At 61.0% G+C, this 15,246-nt stretch carries 18 protein-coding genes; 7 read left to right on the top strand and 11 right to left on the bottom strand.

Going from position 1 to position 15,246, the window contains the following annotated elements:
* Positions 1-609: 609 nt before the first annotated feature.
* Both VGL70_04395 and VGL70_04390 read right to left on the bottom strand, forming a co-directional pair.
* The gene (locus VGL70_04395; protein ID HEY3302761.1) at positions 610-1,503 is read right to left on the bottom strand and encodes a D-2-hydroxyacid dehydrogenase family protein; all 894 of its coding nucleotides are present in this window, start codon (positions 1,501-1,503) and stop codon (positions 610-612) included.
* Between the two features lie 12 nt (positions 1,504-1,515).
* Positions 1,516-2,352 (bottom strand): alpha/beta hydrolase, encoded by an 837-nt coding sequence (locus VGL70_04390; GenBank protein HEY3302760.1) that lies wholly within the window; start codon positions 2,350-2,352, stop codon positions 1,516-1,518.
* A gap of 210 nt (positions 2,353-2,562) precedes the next feature.
* On the opposite strand from VGL70_04390, the gene VGL70_04385 reads away from it, so the two are divergent.
* The 7 genes from VGL70_04385 to VGL70_04355 all read left to right on the top strand — a co-directional run bounded on the left by VGL70_04385 (position 2,563) and on the right by VGL70_04355 (position 8,798).
* The gene (locus VGL70_04385) at positions 2,563-2,964 is read left to right on the top strand and encodes a heme-binding protein (protein HEY3302759.1); all 402 of its coding nucleotides are present in this window, start codon (positions 2,563-2,565) and stop codon (positions 2,962-2,964) included.
* Positions 2,965-3,055: 91 nt separating this feature from the next.
* Positions 3,056-4,381 carry a reductive dehalogenase domain-containing protein gene (locus VGL70_04380; GenBank protein ID HEY3302758.1) on the top strand — a complete coding sequence of 442 codons (1,326 nt, stop codon included), beginning with the start codon at positions 3,056-3,058 and terminating at the stop codon, positions 4,379-4,381.
* The gene (locus VGL70_04375) at positions 4,381-4,971 is read left to right on the top strand and encodes a hypothetical protein (GenBank protein ID HEY3302757.1); all 591 of its coding nucleotides are present in this window, start codon (positions 4,381-4,383) and stop codon (positions 4,969-4,971) included. The genes VGL70_04380 and VGL70_04375 overlap by 1 nt, the downstream gene beginning before the upstream one ends.
* 141 nt (positions 4,972-5,112) lie before the next feature.
* Positions 5,113-5,775: a heme-binding protein gene (locus VGL70_04370; GenBank protein HEY3302756.1), complete on the top strand. Its 663-nt coding sequence runs from the start codon at positions 5,113-5,115 to the stop codon at positions 5,773-5,775.
* Between the two features lie 188 nt (positions 5,776-5,963).
* The gene (locus VGL70_04365) at positions 5,964-6,965 is read left to right on the top strand and encodes an ABC transporter substrate-binding protein (GenBank protein HEY3302755.1); all 1,002 of its coding nucleotides are present in this window, start codon (positions 5,964-5,966) and stop codon (positions 6,963-6,965) included.
* 44 nt (positions 6,966-7,009) lie between these two features.
* Positions 7,010-8,209 (top strand): amidohydrolase family protein, encoded by a 1,200-nt coding sequence (locus VGL70_04360; protein ID HEY3302754.1) that lies wholly within the window; start codon positions 7,010-7,012, stop codon positions 8,207-8,209.
* Positions 8,181-8,798 carry a hypothetical protein gene (locus tag VGL70_04355; protein ID HEY3302753.1) on the top strand — a complete coding sequence of 206 codons (618 nt, stop codon included), beginning with the start codon at positions 8,181-8,183 and terminating at the stop codon, positions 8,796-8,798. Before VGL70_04360 ends, VGL70_04355 begins: the two co-directional genes overlap by 29 nt.
* A 13-nt stretch (positions 8,799-8,811) precedes the next feature.
* Here the strand turns inward: VGL70_04355 and VGL70_04350 are convergent, their stop codons facing one another.
* From VGL70_04350 to VGL70_04310, 9 genes are all read right to left on the bottom strand, one after another.
* Positions 8,812-9,111 carry a type II toxin-antitoxin system RelE/ParE family toxin gene (locus VGL70_04350; GenBank protein ID HEY3302752.1) on the bottom strand — a complete coding sequence of 100 codons (300 nt, stop codon included), beginning with the start codon at positions 9,109-9,111 and terminating at the stop codon, positions 8,812-8,814.
* Positions 9,111-9,404, bottom strand: coding sequence for a type II toxin-antitoxin system Phd/YefM family antitoxin (locus VGL70_04345; protein HEY3302751.1), 294 nt, complete (start codon positions 9,402-9,404; stop codon positions 9,111-9,113). Before VGL70_04345 ends, VGL70_04350 begins: the two co-directional genes overlap by 1 nt.
* Before the next feature lie 96 nt (positions 9,405-9,500).
* On the bottom strand, positions 9,501-10,187 hold the full coding sequence (locus tag VGL70_04340) for a hypothetical protein (protein HEY3302750.1): 687 nt from the start codon (positions 10,185-10,187) through the stop codon (positions 9,501-9,503).
* 34 nt (positions 10,188-10,221) lie between these two features.
* Positions 10,222-10,935 (bottom strand): iron-containing redox enzyme family protein, encoded by a 714-nt coding sequence (locus VGL70_04335; protein ID HEY3302749.1) that lies wholly within the window; start codon positions 10,933-10,935, stop codon positions 10,222-10,224.
* Positions 10,935-11,897, bottom strand: coding sequence for an ABC transporter substrate-binding protein (locus VGL70_04330; protein ID HEY3302748.1), 963 nt, complete (start codon positions 11,895-11,897; stop codon positions 10,935-10,937). Before VGL70_04330 ends, VGL70_04335 begins: the two co-directional genes overlap by 1 nt.
* Positions 11,898-11,944: 47 nt before the next feature.
* Positions 11,945-12,283: a VOC family protein gene (locus VGL70_04325; protein ID HEY3302747.1), complete on the bottom strand. Its 339-nt coding sequence runs from the start codon at positions 12,281-12,283 to the stop codon at positions 11,945-11,947.
* A gap of 112 nt (positions 12,284-12,395) precedes the next feature.
* Positions 12,396-13,130 carry a dienelactone hydrolase family protein gene (locus tag VGL70_04320; GenBank protein ID HEY3302746.1) on the bottom strand — a complete coding sequence of 245 codons (735 nt, stop codon included), beginning with the start codon at positions 13,128-13,130 and terminating at the stop codon, positions 12,396-12,398.
* 9 nt (positions 13,131-13,139) lie between these two features.
* Entirely contained in the window at positions 13,140-14,117 is a 978-nt protein-coding gene (locus VGL70_04315; protein ID HEY3302745.1) for an ABC transporter substrate-binding protein, read from the bottom strand.
* A 37-nt stretch (positions 14,118-14,154) separates the two neighbouring features.
* Positions 14,155-15,117: an ABC transporter substrate-binding protein gene (locus VGL70_04310; protein ID HEY3302744.1), complete on the bottom strand. Its 963-nt coding sequence runs from the start codon at positions 15,115-15,117 to the stop codon at positions 14,155-14,157.
* Positions 15,118-15,246 lie beyond the last annotated feature (129 nt).

Raw genomic sequence — 15,246 nt, 5'->3', positions numbered from 1 at the left:
ATCGTGGATGATCAAATTGAGGGATTGCGCGAGCGGCATCTGCGAAGGTTTCCAAACCTCTGAGGAGTAGGCGGTCGACGGCACCAGAATCAGCGGCTCTCCGTGACCGTGAGACTCGTAATAGAGATCGACGCCCGTCGGCAGTTTAACGTTCGGCATCTTTTTCTCCTTGTCAGACTCTCTTTTTATGCGCGTGTCTTGGTTCATGCCGCTCGTCGCGGCACGAGAGCCACGATGACTTCATGCGCTGACCGGTTTGGCCCGGTGCGGCCGGAATCGGGGCGCTGGTGAAGATGCCCTACTTCTTCGGCTCGGTGTACTGACGAATCAGGTTTTTCACCTCGGGCGGCGCCTGCGCGATTCTCGCCGCCAGTTTCGCGCCGTCCATTCCGACTCTGTATCTCGAGAAGATCGGGCGCTTCGGTGCTGGACAAGAGCTCGCCATCGGCCGTCACAAGCTCGTCGTGGTATGAGGATAGTGAGAGTCTTGCCCTTGTAGAAAGGCGGCTCGCCGGCAAAGCCGGAGGCGCCGACGGTCGCAAGGACGGCTACGAGCAAAAGACAAGCGAAAGCAAAGTGGGTCCGCTTCATGGCCCTCTCCTTTAGAGATTATTTTTTTCCCAACGCTTCCGGATTCACCACGTTGATCGGCTTGCCCTGAACGTAGGCTATAATCTGCTCGACGGCGTCGCCATAGTAGGATTCATAACTATCGTGCTCGACGTAACCGAGGTGCGGCGTGCAGACCGCGTTGTCCATTTTGAGCAGGTGCACCGCGCCGATGACCGGTTCGTCTTCGAAGACATCCACCGCCGCGAACCCCGGACGCCCGGCTTTCAGCGCGTCCGCGCGCGTCACGATGCCGCGCGTCTCGTTGTTGAGCGGCAGATGCAGGCACACGATATCGGATTCGCGAAAAAACAATTCCCGGCTCGCGGCGACTTCGTACCCCGCCTCTTTCGCGCGCGCCTTCGATCCTTCCCGTCCCCAGCAGACCACGCGCGCGCCGAAGGCGCGTCCCACGCCGGCCACCAGGCTGCCGATCTTGCCGAACGCGTAGATTCCCAACGTTTTGCCTTGCACGGCGGTGCCGATCGTCGATTGCCAGTGTCCTTCACGCAATCGTTTGACCTCGAACGGGATGTGGCGCAGCGCCGCCAATATTAGTCCCCACGTAAGCTCGGCCGTCGTGTGCGCCCTGCCCGCCCCGCCGGCCGAGACCACGACTCCGCGCCGGGTGCAGGCCTCGACGTCAATATGCGCGGTCGCGCGCCCGGTCTGGCTCACGAGCTTGAGCTTGGGGAGACGCTCGATCACCGCGCCGGGAAACCGTGAGCGCTGCTGCGTCAGCAACACCGCTTCTGCGTCTTTCAACCGAGCGGCGAGCCGTTCCGGATCTTTCTCGGTGTCGTTGTAAACGATCACGTCGTGCCCTTTCAACTTGGCGTAACACTTGAGCGTGCGGAACGCGTCCTGATAGTCGTCGATCACCGCGATCTTCATCCTGTTCTCCTCTTACGCCGCCCGCTTGATAAAATCGGCGAAGAGCGCGGCTATCTCGCCTGCTTTCTCCTCCCATTCTTCCCGCGGGCTCAAGTCCATGTCGTAATGCTTCGGAAACAAGACGTGCACTTCGGCGTCGGCAAGGATGCGGCCCAGGTTCTCGCCGGTTTTTTGCGAATGGGTGTTGTCGTTCCCTGGAATGATGTAGGCGGGGACTTTAATTGATTTGAGCTCCGCTGCGGTCGCGCCGATGACGGGCAGGTCGGCGCCGCGGACAAAATATTCCCGCCAGTGGGACATGACGGCGATGAAGCGCTGGAGGTCCATTTTCATCAGCCGGTCGCGGTTCTCGGCCCTGGCTTCGATTCGCTCCTTCCAGTGTTCCATCTCGCACACCGCGGCCATGCCGCCTCGCTTCGCGGCGGCCATGTACTGGCCGTAATATTCTTCAGCCAGGCGCTCGCACGCGACGCGGCCGCCGGTGACGCGCCAAAGCATGAGGCCGCGCACGGCCTCGGGGTGGCGCAATGCGAAAAGGAGCGAGGTCCGGCAGCCGGACGAGCTGCCGCCGACGAAGGCGGGAAGAGCGCCGAGTTGGGAGAGCAGCTCGTGAAGATCGTCCGCCCAGATCTCGTATTCCGATTCCTCTCCATCGATGACGACGTCGGAAGCGCCGCAATTGCGCCGGTCGAAGATCACGACGTGGTGGCCGGCGTCGGCCAGTCGTCGGGCCAGCGGCTCGATGCCGCTGATATCGCGCCGGCCTCCGGGCGATAGCGCCGCCCACGGGCCGCGATCGCCGAAGACTTTATAGTTGATCTTGACGCCGCGAACATTCGCGTAAGACATTATTCTCCTCTATGCTTTCTCATCCTTCATCCTTCATCCCTCATCCCTTCTTCTGTCACGGACCATATCCGACAAGCGGGCGCCGGTTCAACTCGTGGGCCATTACGAAAAGCGGTATCGGTTCTCTCCGGACCGGAGTGCTTGACTGTTGGATACCCGCACCTGCTACACTAAGCCCTACTTCGACGCGGAGGAGGATTACGAGCGACGATGGCTATACCCGGAGAAAAGGCGATTGAGATGGTGCGAAGCGCCCACGCGCAAGCCGCGCAGTTGGACATCGCAGTGACGGCGGTGGTCGTTGACCAAAGCGGCCGCATGATCGCGCTGGGCCGGATGGATCGAGCCCGTCCCATCACGGTGGAAATCGCCCTGAACAAAGCGTACACGGCCGCGAGCTTCCAGCAGCCGACGAAGGAGTTATCGGCAGTCGCCGCCCAGACATGGTTTCAAAGCCTGGTGGTATCGAGCAACGGTCGCATCATGCCGGGCGGCGGCGCGCTCCCGATCGTGGAGGGCGGCAGCGTCGTCGGCGCCATCGCTGTGGCGGGCGGCACCGAGGAGCAGGACCAGCGCTGTGCTGAGGTGGCTCTCGCCTCTTATCAAGGATGAAAGCGGAGTCGAAGGGATGAAAGCTGAAAAGAGACCAATTTCCGCTTCCGCTTTCATAATTCGGCTTTATAATGGGACCGGTGAGACAGTGATGGCTGCGACGTTGGACAAGGCAATGAAATCTCTCATCGGAGACCAGCAACCGGACCGAGAGCCGCCGCCCCCTCCCTACCTCGGCCGGACAGTCCGCATCGTGGGTCCGGTCGTCAACGTCGATATGAACCAGTCGCCGCATCCCAAAAACCAGCGCGGCGAGCTGGGGAAGGCGCTGTTCAACTGGTACCACAACACGATCTCCAAAGATCCGCTCACCCGTGTGTCGGCCCCGAACCATTTCGCCGATCGCAGACATTTCCTCACCACGGTGATCAATCAGGCAAGCAAAGGCAAGGTCAACCCGAATCGGGTAGCCGTAACGGACCCCGCCGCGATGACGCGCCACATCAAAGCCGTCGCCCGCTACATGGGCGCCGATGTCGTCGCCGTCGCGAAGGCGCATCCCTCCTTCCTCTACGCCGGCAGCCGCTACGTGCAAGACGGCACGGCGAAAGATGAGTACGAGCAAAAGACTCCCGAGGAGCTGGTGCGAAAGTTCCCCTACGTCATCGTCACCACGACCGCGTGGGATCACGACAAGCTTCAGGCCCACCGGCATTTCATCGGCGACGCCGCCTACCACGTGTCGCAAATGAAAGGCGTGCTGATTCTCAAGGCGCTGGAGGGTTACGTCAAGGAGCTGGGATACACCGCGGTGCGGGGCGTGGTGACTCCACAAGCTGCGGGCGTGGCCTCGGGCATCGGCGAGCTGGGGCGAAACGGGCTCGTCATCAATAAGACGTTCGGCGCCCGCATCCACATGCCGGACCCGATTTTGACCGATCTCCCGCTGGTGCCGGACGAGCCGGTCGACATCGGCGTCGAGGACTTCTGCAAGATCTGCCGGAAATGCGCCATCAACTGCCCCACCAACAGCATCACGTTCGGCGATAAAGTCGTCCACAACGGCATCGAGAAATATAAGATCAACTGGCTCACCTGCTACAAGCTCAGGCCGTACACGCACGAGCATTGGGTAAGCTGCCTCTCCTGCGCGACCGTTTGCCCGTTTACCAAACCCAACGTCTGGTGGCGCCGGCTCGCGGGCCGGACTCTCAGCGCCTGTCCCATCCCGGCGCGTCCGGCGCTCGTCCACTTGCTGAAGGCGATCGACGACCGCTTCTGGGGAGTCGTGGCTCAGAAGCGGGTGCGCTGGCTCGGCTATGACTCCGGCGTCAAGCCGGGCGAGCAGGCCTGCACGGTCGCCGGCTGCACGGCGGCGCACGAAGACAAGGGCGGCTCGGCGAAGGCGGCCGGGGACATCGGCTACTACGCCCCGCTGAAAGAGAACACCAACCGGTTCGTCAAGCGGGACGTCTAGTGGCGCTACGATTGGGCCCGCTAAAAATCCCGTGGCGCCGGAAAGATTCCAGCGACCCTTCGACCAGGCTCAGGGCAGGCGATCCCTACTGGGATTTTTTCATCAACAGGCCTCCGGCCGATCTTGCCAATGCCGTCACGGAGCTGATCCGGAGCGCGCCGGAAGGCAACGTCTTCCCGACCAAAGCGGAACTTCACACGCCCGAGATCACCTCGAGCCACGTGAAAGAGCTGGCGCGCTACCTGGGAGCGGACCTCGTAGGGATTGCAAGATTGGGTGGCGCTGAACAGTATCCGTTCGCTGTCGTCTGCGCGGTGCCGGCCGAGTATGATCCGCGAGAGGCGCCGGGCATCGGCGGCCAGGTGCCGGTGCAGAACGGATTGTTCATCACTTTCGTTCTTAGCGCGTGGATCAGAGAGCTCGGTTTTCGGGCTACGGCCTTGGCCGATCCCAATGGCGAGAAATTGGCTGCTGCGGCGGGTCTCGGGACGCTCGGCCCGGACGGCAGGCTGGTAACGCCCAAATACGGAACCCGCGTTCACGTTGCGGATGTGATTCGCACCGACCTGCCGCTGGCACCGGACGCCTAGCGTGCATTATTCATGGTCCGAGGAAAAATTGTCACGGGATATATTCTTTGCGTCTTGACGTCTTGGCGCGATGAGGAATTCGGATCGGATAAAAACTGTCTCGCGCAAAGGCGCAAAGGGCGCCAAGCGTAGCGAGGACAAGTGACTTACGTCATCACCAGTCTATGCACCAACGATGGGGCGTGCGTCGATGTCTGCCCCGTCGCCTGCATCCATACGACGCCGGGAGCGCCGCAGTTTTACATCGATCCTGAAGTCTGCATCGATTGCGAGCAGTGCGAGATCGTCTGTCCGGTGGACGCGATCTTCCGCGATTCCGACGTCCCTGCCGAACATCAAGCCTCTATCGAGGTCAACGCCGCCTTCTTCCGCAAGAACAAAGCGGCCGTGGGACCGGTTCCTGTGGACCAGGCCTGGGAGATGGTCCATACGGCGCACGCCTACGCGCGAAGACAGGGAATGGCCGTAACGGCGGCCGTCGTCGACGAAGCCGGCTCGCCCATCGCCGTCGGACGGATGGACAGCGCCGAGCCCAAGACCGCGGAGCTCGCCTTCAATAAGGCCTACACGGCCGCCGCCTTTCACGTGGCGACGGCGGAACTTGTGCCCCATGCGCGGCAACCCTGGCTGCGCAGCCTGGTTATCTCCCATCGCGGCCGGATCCTGCCCGCGGGCGGCGGCATCGCGATCGTCGAAGGCACAGCGGTCCGCGGCGCCATCGGGGTCGCGGGAGGAAACCGGGCCGAACAAGATATCCTCTGCTGCCAGGCGGCCCTGGCGGTGTTAGAGCGCCACGGTCACTGAGCGCGTTGGAGCGAAATTATTCTCCGCTCCCATTGGCAGGGAAACAACTCGCTTCTCACAATCTTTCCTGAGCCGCGAGGGCCGGACGAAGCTAGATGCCACTCCATTACGTATGGACATTCTCTCGCGATCGCGCTAGACCTTGCTCGAAAGCCAGCTCCTCAGCGTCGCCTCTTCTGGGAGGTGTTATGAAACTTCCACGGGGATTTTGGTTTCTTGCCGCCCTAACGCTTCTTTTTTCTTTACTTGCTTCGGGGGATGGCTGGAGTCAGGAAAAGATCAGGCTTTCCCACAGCGCTCTGGAGGCGAGCAATTCCGTCTGGTACATCGCTCAACACCAGGGTTTCTATAAGAAGCACGGAGTGGACGCAGACTTGCTCTTCATTCCCAGCACCACGACCAGCGTGACCAGTCTCGTGGCCGGCGACGTGCAGATCGCCAACGCGTCGGGCGGAGGCGTAGCCAGCGCGGTGACGGCGGGGGCTGAACTGGTTCTCGTCGCCTGTTATCTCAATTCCCTCCCCTACGAGCTGGTGGTGCAAGAATCGGTCAAATCGGCGGAGGACCTGAAAGGGAAAAACATCGGCATCAGCCGGATCGGCAGCGCGTCGGACGTGGCGGCGCGCGCATTGATTAAAGGAGTGGGGCTCGAACCCGACAAGCAGGTTCTGATCATGCAGGTCGGCGGCCCGTCGGAGCGGGCCGCGTCGTTTCGCACGGGCAGAATCGCCGGGTTTCCGGCGCCTCCGGGCGTCATCCACCTGACCCAGGGCATACCTTTCAGGATCCTCATCAGCACCGCCGATTTTCAGAAGCGGTTTGATTTCCCTTATATCTGCGCCACCACCACCAAGAGCTATCTCGCACGCCAAAGGGAGACGGTGAAAAAGGTGGTGATGGCGCACATCGAGGCTACCCACTTTTTCAAGACCCGTAAGGAAGAGAGCAAAAAAATCATTTCCAAGTACAGCAGGATAACCAACGAGGCCTATCTGGAGGACACCTACCGTGCAAACGCGAAACTCTATGACCGGGTGCCGCTGGTGACGAGAGCCGGCGTCGAGACTCAAATCCAAGAAGCCGTAAGCCGCAAGCCCGGCGCGCGCCTTCGCTTCAAAGACATGGCAGATGACAGCATCGTGCGCGAGTTGGATAAAAACGGTTTTATCGACAAGGTCTACACGAAGTGAAGATGTTGGCGATCCGTGTTACGGGGTAAGGAAAGGAGGGGTCCATGGCGAAGGCGGGATTCAAGGTATTCGACAGCGACATGCACATCATGGAGCCGCCCGACCTATGGGAGCGCTACATCACCCCGGAGTTCAGAGCGGTCGCGCCGCGCGGCAGGACGTCCGATAACGTGCGCGACCTGGGGGTGATCTTCCCGGACGGCGAGCCCAACGGCAGACGGACGAGCGGGGTGCCGCATCGGGGCCACAACTACGAACGGAATCAAAAGCTCTACCGCGACCACGCTCGACGCGGGTGGGGACCCGACGTCCAGCTCGAGGCGATGGATCGAGAAGGGATCGACGTCGCGGTGCTGTTCCCCAGCCGTGGGCTTAGCGTGCTCACTCACCCGGATCGAGAGCCGCGGTTCGCCGCCGCTATCGCCAGGGCGTACAACGACTGGATGTTCGATTTCTGCCGGAGCGACGCGGCGCGGCTTCTCGGCGCGGGGATGATCTCGGTCTACGATATCCGGGACGCCGTCGAGGAGACGCGCCGGGCGGTGGAAGAGCTCAAGTTCCGCGCGGTTTTTATCAGATCCAACATCGTCAACGGCAAGACCTGGCACGACCCGTACTACGAGCCGCTGTGGGAGATTCTGGAGGAGCTCAATATTCCTGTGGGCTTCCATGAAGCGACGGGGTCGCGCTCGCGCCAGAGCGGCGATTACTTCGAGCCGAACTTCGGGATCCGGCGCGTCTATGCGCAGCCGTTCGAGCAGATGCTCGGTCTCGGCAGCTTCGTCGCCGGGGGCATCCTCGAGCGCCACCCGAAGCTCAAAGTCGCGTTTCTCGAGGCTAATTGTTCGTGGGTGCCGTGGCTCTTGTGGCGCATGGATGAGGGCTACGAGCGGGAGGGCGACGTCTTCATGCCGGAGCTCTCCATGAAGCCGAGCGACTATTTCAAGCGCCAGTGTTTTGTGTCGGTGGAACCGGACGAAGGCCCCGCGCGTTACATGATCGAGGAGTTCGGCAGCGACCAGCTCGTCTTCTCGACCGACTATCCTCATGGCGATTCCCGGTATCCGGCGGCCGTGGACGACTTTCTCAAGCTGCCGCTGTCGGACGAGGACAAGCGCAAAATTCTCTGGGGCAACTGCGCTCGCTTCTATGCGATCGAAGAAGCGCCGCGCTCGGCGCAGCAGTCGATCCAAGAAAAAGGAGGGTTCCGCGTTCATGGAAGCCAAGACTCGAAACGCGCTTGAGCGCTTCATCGAGAAGACGCGCGAGCTGTTTGCCAGAGAGCCTGATCCGGAAAAGCGCTGGACCACTCTCGCTCCGATCCTGGCGGAGCTGCTCGCCGATCCGGAGGTCCGCGAGGCGTCGAAAAGCTGGCCGGACTGCGTCCCGGCGGATGGACGGGCCGAGAACCTGCTGTTCTACGAAGACCCGGACTACGGCTTCGCGATCAACGGCCTGACGAAGGGAGCCGCGCGGCAGGGCGGCCGCGCGCGCATCCACGATCACGCTCACATCTACACGCTCTACGGAGTGCTCGACGGGCACGAGCGGGTCGAGCGCTACGAGCGCCTCGACGATCGCTCCAGGCCGGGCTACGCCGAGATCAGGAAGACCACCGACCGCCTGGTCGGCCCCGGAGAGATCGATCTCGTGAGACCGCACGAGATCCACACCGAGGTCACCGTCGGCGAGAGAGCGGTCGCGGTCATTGTCCGAAGCCAGAAAGGCGGCGGCTTCAACCAGGGCAGATACAATCCGGAGACGAAGGAGTACTACGAGAGCCTGGGTCCGCGGCAGACGCCCGTCGACATGCTGGCCAAAGGCAAAGATTGAAGGTCATCGGGGTCTATTTCCGCTGTCGCCCTAAGCGATGAAGTTGTTCAGCCAGTTTTTCGTAAATCTCGCGCCGGTGGCCGATTGCGAAGATTCTGATCAGCCGCTTCTTTCGGTCGATCTCGTAGACGATGCGGAATCGTCTCACTTTGTACCTCCACAGCCCGTCCAATTCTCGAAGCAACGGCTCGCCGGAAAAAGGTTGCGCGCTCAGCGATCGTAAGGCTTGCTTGACGCTGCGTTTTAGATTCGGATGCAGGTGACGAATTATTTCGGCGACGTGCGGGGGGATGGCGGGCCGATAGACGGCCATTACCGTTTCCGTTGCTTGCGGGCGTGAAGAGGTTCGCCGAAGACGGCCTCAAAAGACAATCCTTGCCGTCCTCTTGAATAAAAAGCTTTGCTCCGGCGAATTTGTTTCATCAAGACGCGATCGCTCAAGACCTCGAGGCTGCCCTTCAACCGCTCGTATTCGTCGTAATTGACCAGGACGGCGGCGGGCTTGCCGTTGCGCGTGACGACGATCTCTTCCTCCCGCTCGGAGACGCCAGAAACGAGCTCTGGCAACCGCGTTTTGACTTCGGAGATAGGCAGGGTTTTAGGCATGGGATTTCGACCAAAATTCTGGTCGAATTAAGAATACCCCTTTAACCGGCCGCCGTCAATCAAGATGGAGGACAAGCGCCCGCCGCAGCGGGCCCGTCACTCTGGGATCTCCATCATTCCCACGGCCAGCGCGTTGCGATACGCCCGGTCGATCGCGAGACTGTCGTTGGCGGCGTTCACGACCGTGCGCGCGATTGGCTCATCCGTCACGTAGCGCTCGAAGAACGGCTCGAAGAGGTTGGAGTGGTCGATATCCGCGACCATGTGGACGCGCGTGTTGGCGTCGAGCTTCTCGACCGAGCCGACGAGATCCTTCACCTTCTTCATCGCCATCCGCTGGGTGAAGCCGCCGCCCTTGACGATCTCGGGATTGTTTTTCCGCTCGGTCACGTGGTTGATCATGAGGCTCTCGATCCACGGCCGCGTCGTGCAGAGATAGAGCCAGGCGTAGATAGCGGCGCGCGCGCCGGGGAGCAGAGTCGATTCCGCCGTCGCGCGGGCCATGTCGTCGTCGGTGAGATGCGCGGCGCCCAGGCGCTCGTCGTAGATCAGCTCGTCTTTTTCGTGCTCCCAGATCGCGCGCTTCACGTCGAGCGGCGCCTTGGCCTGCGCCGCGGCCCAGCAATCGCGCCGACTCTTGATGTAGTGCGGGTAATGACGGTTGAGAATCTTATCCCGCTCCGGAGTGAGCTTTACGCCGAAGAGTCGTTTGTATTCCGGCGTATCAAAATGATGGTTCAACATCTCATCGATCTCTCCGCGCGCATCTCTCCAGTAGCTCATCTTAGTCTCCCTTTTACCTTTTTACTTTGACTTTTTACTTCTCAGGGGTTTTTTCCATCGCCACGGCCACGCCTTCGCGATAAATCGCAAAAAGGTCAAGCGATTCCTTTACCGCCTGGAGCGCCAGCTTCTCTTTCTCGCCGGTCGCGAAGCGCTCGAGGAACGGCAGAAACATGTCGCTGTGCTCCTCGTCGGCCTCGCTGTGGGCTTCGAAGTTGGGCAGGTCTTTCATCTTGAGTCCCATGTCGTCCATCCACCGCCGCGCCATCCGCGTCGAATGGCCGCCGCCCTGGTCGCGCAGCAGCCGGTCGTCGTTGGTCCACTCCGTCACCGTGAGCGCGGCCAACCCCTCGATCCAGCTTTTCGTTCGCGTCATCCACGCCCACGCGTACAATGTCGCCTGCGTTGTCGGAATCGGTTTGACGTTGAGAACGTCATCGGCGCCGAGGCCGAGCGAGCGGCCCTGGCGCACGATCAGATCGAGGTGTCCGTGCTCCGAATATTTGTCCTTGATCACCTCGCCGATCTCGTGCTCGATGATCTTGTGCTTAACCGCCATCTCCGGACAATTGGACGAGACGTTGGCCCAGCAGTCGCGGCGGTGGCGGATGTAGAGCCCGAGCTGGAGGAGCATGAGCTGCGCCCGCGGCCGCGTCATCCTGACGGAGAAATAACGTTCGAGCTCGGGCGAGCGCATGTGCGCCCGCACCATCTCGCCAATGCTTTGTCTCCACGCCGCTACGTCCATCACCGTACTGCTTTATAGAGATTGTCGATGAACCCTTCTTTCGCGATACGCTCGACGGCGCCGTTGTCAAAAAACCGGCTTGCGGGCTCGCCCGCCTTGCCTTCCCAATCGAGCACGGTCTGAATCACCGCCGGCTCCACTTTCGGATCGCGTTCGAGATATTTGACCGCGTATTCGTACGGCTCATCGAGCGTCCCCGCGCGTGCGCGCAGATATTTAGCCAGGACCTTGAGCGCCTCCTCTTTTTTTCTGAGCGCCGCCACGCCCTCGACGTAGGCCCGAAGCATTCCTTCGACGAGCTTGGGCGAGGCTTTGTTGAAATCCCGCTTCACCGCCATGAGGTCCATGGAGAACGGAATCCCCAACTGCGACAAATCGACGAGCGAGTGGCTCCGCGGGTCCGGCTTCGTCGAAGATATCCGTCCGGCGATCAATCCCGCGCGAAACGCGATGTCCGCCTCGACCGTGCCGCCGAACGGCTGGAGCTTCACTTTATCTTGTAGTCCCAGCCGCTCCAGCATGGCGACGGTGAGAAAATGGGTCGTCGAGCCGTGGCGGGTGATGCCGACGATCTTGCCGCGCAACTGCTCCGCCTTGGCGATGTCCGGCTGGACCCAGAAACTCATCGCCGGCCGGTTGGTCAAGCTGCCGACGGCGACGAGCGGCGCGCCTCTCAGAATCGCGCCGACGACGGCGTTGCTCGCGGCGACCGACAGATCGAGATCGCCGCCGATCATCGCCTGAACGGTGATCCCGCCCGAGGCGATGTAGACGAGATCAGCCTTGAGCCCATGCCTCTCGAAAGCGCCCGTCTCCTTCGCCATCCAGACACCCGCCATGATCGGGCTCACGGCGGAATACGCGATCGTCACCCGCTGCTGCGCCGGTGAAGTTGAGGCGGCAAGCGACACGAGAGCGCCTGCGACCAGCAACTTCAATCGCAGCTTGAGCGTGATTCTCATTCTCGATTCTTCAACTCAACATTCAAAACTCAAAATTCAACATTATTTTAGATTGGCCATCCGTGTTCGGATATATCGACCCGATTGCCTTCGGGGTCTTTAATCCAGCTCTCCGCGACTGCGCCGAAGGTGTTCGCCTCGGCGGTGGTTTGCGCCGTTTGCTCGACGGCTTTCACGTTGTCGACCTTGAAGCCGAAATGGTTGATCCCCCAGGGATGGCGCGGGGTGCTGATCAGCGCGATGTCGACAAATCCATCGGAAAGATAGATCGTGCCGTTCTCTCCCCGGAGTTTTTCTTCCATGCCGAAGACTTTTTTGTAGTACTCGGCTTCTTTTTCCCGGTCCTGGACGTTGATCGCGATGTGGCGGATTCTCGGCTTTTCCATAAGATTGCCTCCTCAATTCTGAAGAATTCATCCGGCGCCGCAGACGATCGCCGGGTTGGTCGAGCTGACCGTGCGAAGCTCTTCGTCGCTCATAATGCGTAGCCGTAGCTCATCAACCTCCCGGTTGCCCGAGCTCGCGGCCAAGAAAATCTACCACGAGCGGCCAGACCAGCTCCGCGAGCTGGGGCTGGTAGCCGTCCGATTCCGTCGAAGCGAATCCATGGTTGCCATGGGAGAAAAAATGCCATTCGAGCGGCCGGCCGTTGGACAGAAAACTCTCCTTGACGCGCTGCTGCACGTCCGGAGTGCTGGTCGAATCATGGCCGCCATAGAGCACCATCGAAGGACATTGGATCTGGCGCGCCGCGTCGCAAGGATGGCGCGCCCGTAGGCGCGTGGGCTCTTCGTTTCTCACCGACGGATAGTAGGCGACGAACGCGCGCACTTGAGGGGTCGCCGCCACGAAGTGAATCCCGATGCGACCGCCCATGCAGTAGCCAATCGCCCCCGCGCGCGTGGGATCGACGTCGCTCCGGCCGGCGAGGTAACGCCAGCCCGCGCCGATCACGCGAACGAAATCCCCGTCAGGCGTTTTGTTCTGGATCTCCGTCCCCGTGTGAATGTGAGTTACCGCGGGATAGCCGAGCAGATGATAGAGGTTCGGAACGACTGTACAAAAACCGAGCTTGGCGAACTTGTAAGCCTCGGTCTTGAGGTAGCCCGTGAGGCCCGAGTGCTGGTGAATCAACAGCAGCCCGGGACCGCGCTCCGCGCGCGCCGGATGGGCGATGTAGCCGGGGATGCCGTCTTTTTCTTCCGTCAGCTTGCGCGCGACGATCTCGCTCATGACGTTTCCTTATCTCTTCTTGTAAAGTTTGTCGATGAATCCCTCGCGCACCATCCGATCCACGATGGTGTTGTCGAAAAAGGTCTCCAGCGGAATCCCTTTCTTGCCCATGAATTCGAGGATCGTGGCCGTCGCCTCGGGCTCGGCGCGGGGAATCCGCTCCAGATAGGTCACGGAATCCTTGTACTGCTCCTCGATTTGCTTGGGATCGTTCAGGCGCCCGTACTTGGCGATCACCTTGAGCGCGCGATCCTTCTGATGGTTCATCGCGGCCACGCCCTCGGTGTACGCCCTGACCATCCCTTCGACCGTTTCCGGATTGCGCCGATAGTAATCGCGCGCGATGGCGATCATGTTCATCGAGTAAGGAATGCCCAGGTCGATGAAATTCAGCAAAATCTTCGCCGGCACGTGGGGTCCGACGCGGAGCTCGGAAGTCACGGCGCCGGCGATCGCCTTCTGCTGGAACGCCGCGCCGACCTCCGGCGTGCCGCCCATCTGGCGCACCGTTACCGCGTTTTCCATGCCGTTTCGGCGCAACAGAATTCGCGTCAGGTTGTCCGTGATCGAGCCGAATCGCGTGACGCCCAGCGTCTTGCCGCGCAGATCCTCGAGCCGGTTGATCTCCGGCTGCACCCACAGCCGGTGATAGGGCCGATTCGCCGTGCTCGCCACGGCGACGATCTGCGCGCCGCTCAGGATCGCATTGATGACCGCGTTGCTGGCGCCGCTGCCGCCGTGAAGATCGCCCCCGATCAGCGCTTGCACGACGACCGGGCCGGAAGGGACATAGATGATGTCCGCCTGAATTCCATACTTCTCGAAGGCACCGACGTCCTTCGTCATCCACACGCCGGTCGCCATCCCGCCGAGGCTGGAGTAGGCGAAGGTGATTCTTTTAAGCTCCGCGGCGTGCGCGGGCGAGGCCAGGAACAAGAACGCGAATGCAATAAGTCCGGATCTTCCTAAGAAACTTCTTCGACTCATGTTACCCGCCTTATCTGTCATTCTGGGACACAAGAACTCATAGCTCCAACGTGTTCGGCGCGAATAGCTCCTCGACCGGAAGTTTTTTCTGCGCCAGTCCCTGCTCGTGGAGATAACCCATCAAAGTCTCCACCACGCGGCGATTTTTCGCCAACCCGTAAGGCCACGGGTCGTCGCCGAGAATCTCCCGCTGTTGCTTCACCGGCTCACGGAACCAGACGAGGCTGATCCTGTACGGCGAAAGATCGTTGAGCCTCTCGTACGCCTGGGCTTTCGCCTTTTGAAAGGCTTCGAACAGACTGACGGCGATCCACGGCGAATCCTTCCACAGATCCTCGCGCATGGCGACCGTGTGCATGATCGGAAAGATTCCGGTCTTCTTGAAATAGGCCGCCTCCACCTCGGGATAATTTTCGAACAGCCGGCGGATCTCCGGATGGCCGTTCAGCAGCAAGGGAAACAGATTGGCGCAGATGATCGCGTCCAACTCGCCGCAGGCCAGCATCTCGTCCGGCGGCTTGCCGGGAGGAATCTGAGTCACGTCGTAGCGCCGCGGCATCTCGATCTCCATCCGGCTCTGCTTGGTCCAGGTGTGCCAGCGGATCTTCTCCAAGTCGACGCCGTACTCGTGCTGCAACGTCCCTCTGACCCAGACGGTCGCGGTCTGCTGGAATTCCGCCAGGCCGACTTTCTTTCCCACGAGATCGCGCGGCTCGCGGATGCCGCTCCGGGCGTTGACGAAAACGCACGAGTGGCGAAACGCGCGCGCGGGAAAGATCGGAAGCGCGATCAGCGGCTTCCCCATCGTGCGCGCGATCAAATAAGAAGAGAGCGAAAGCTCGGAGGCGTCGAACTCGTAGCGATTGAGCATCCGCGTCCAGATCTCGTGATAGGGAAGGACTTGCCAGTCGAGTTCCAGCCCCTCCGGCTTGATGCTTCCCTCGATCAGAGGGTGAGTGCGGTCGTAATCGCCGCCGGCGAATGTGATCTGACGAGGCATGCTCTCACTCTCAGCTTTCAGCGATCAGCTTGCAATATCTAAAGCGAAGCATGAGCTGAGATCAGCTCGTCAAGCCGACTTTTTGTAGTACTTGTCCATCTGGCTCTTGGCGCCCGACTTGGCGCAGGC

The organism is Candidatus Binatia bacterium (assembly GCA_036504975.1).
Taxonomy (GTDB): domain Bacteria; phylum Desulfobacterota; class Binatia; order UBA9968; family UBA9968; genus JAJPJQ01.
Note: the sequence above shows the minus strand (reverse complement) of the source record. Positions and strands in the feature narration are given on the sequence as shown.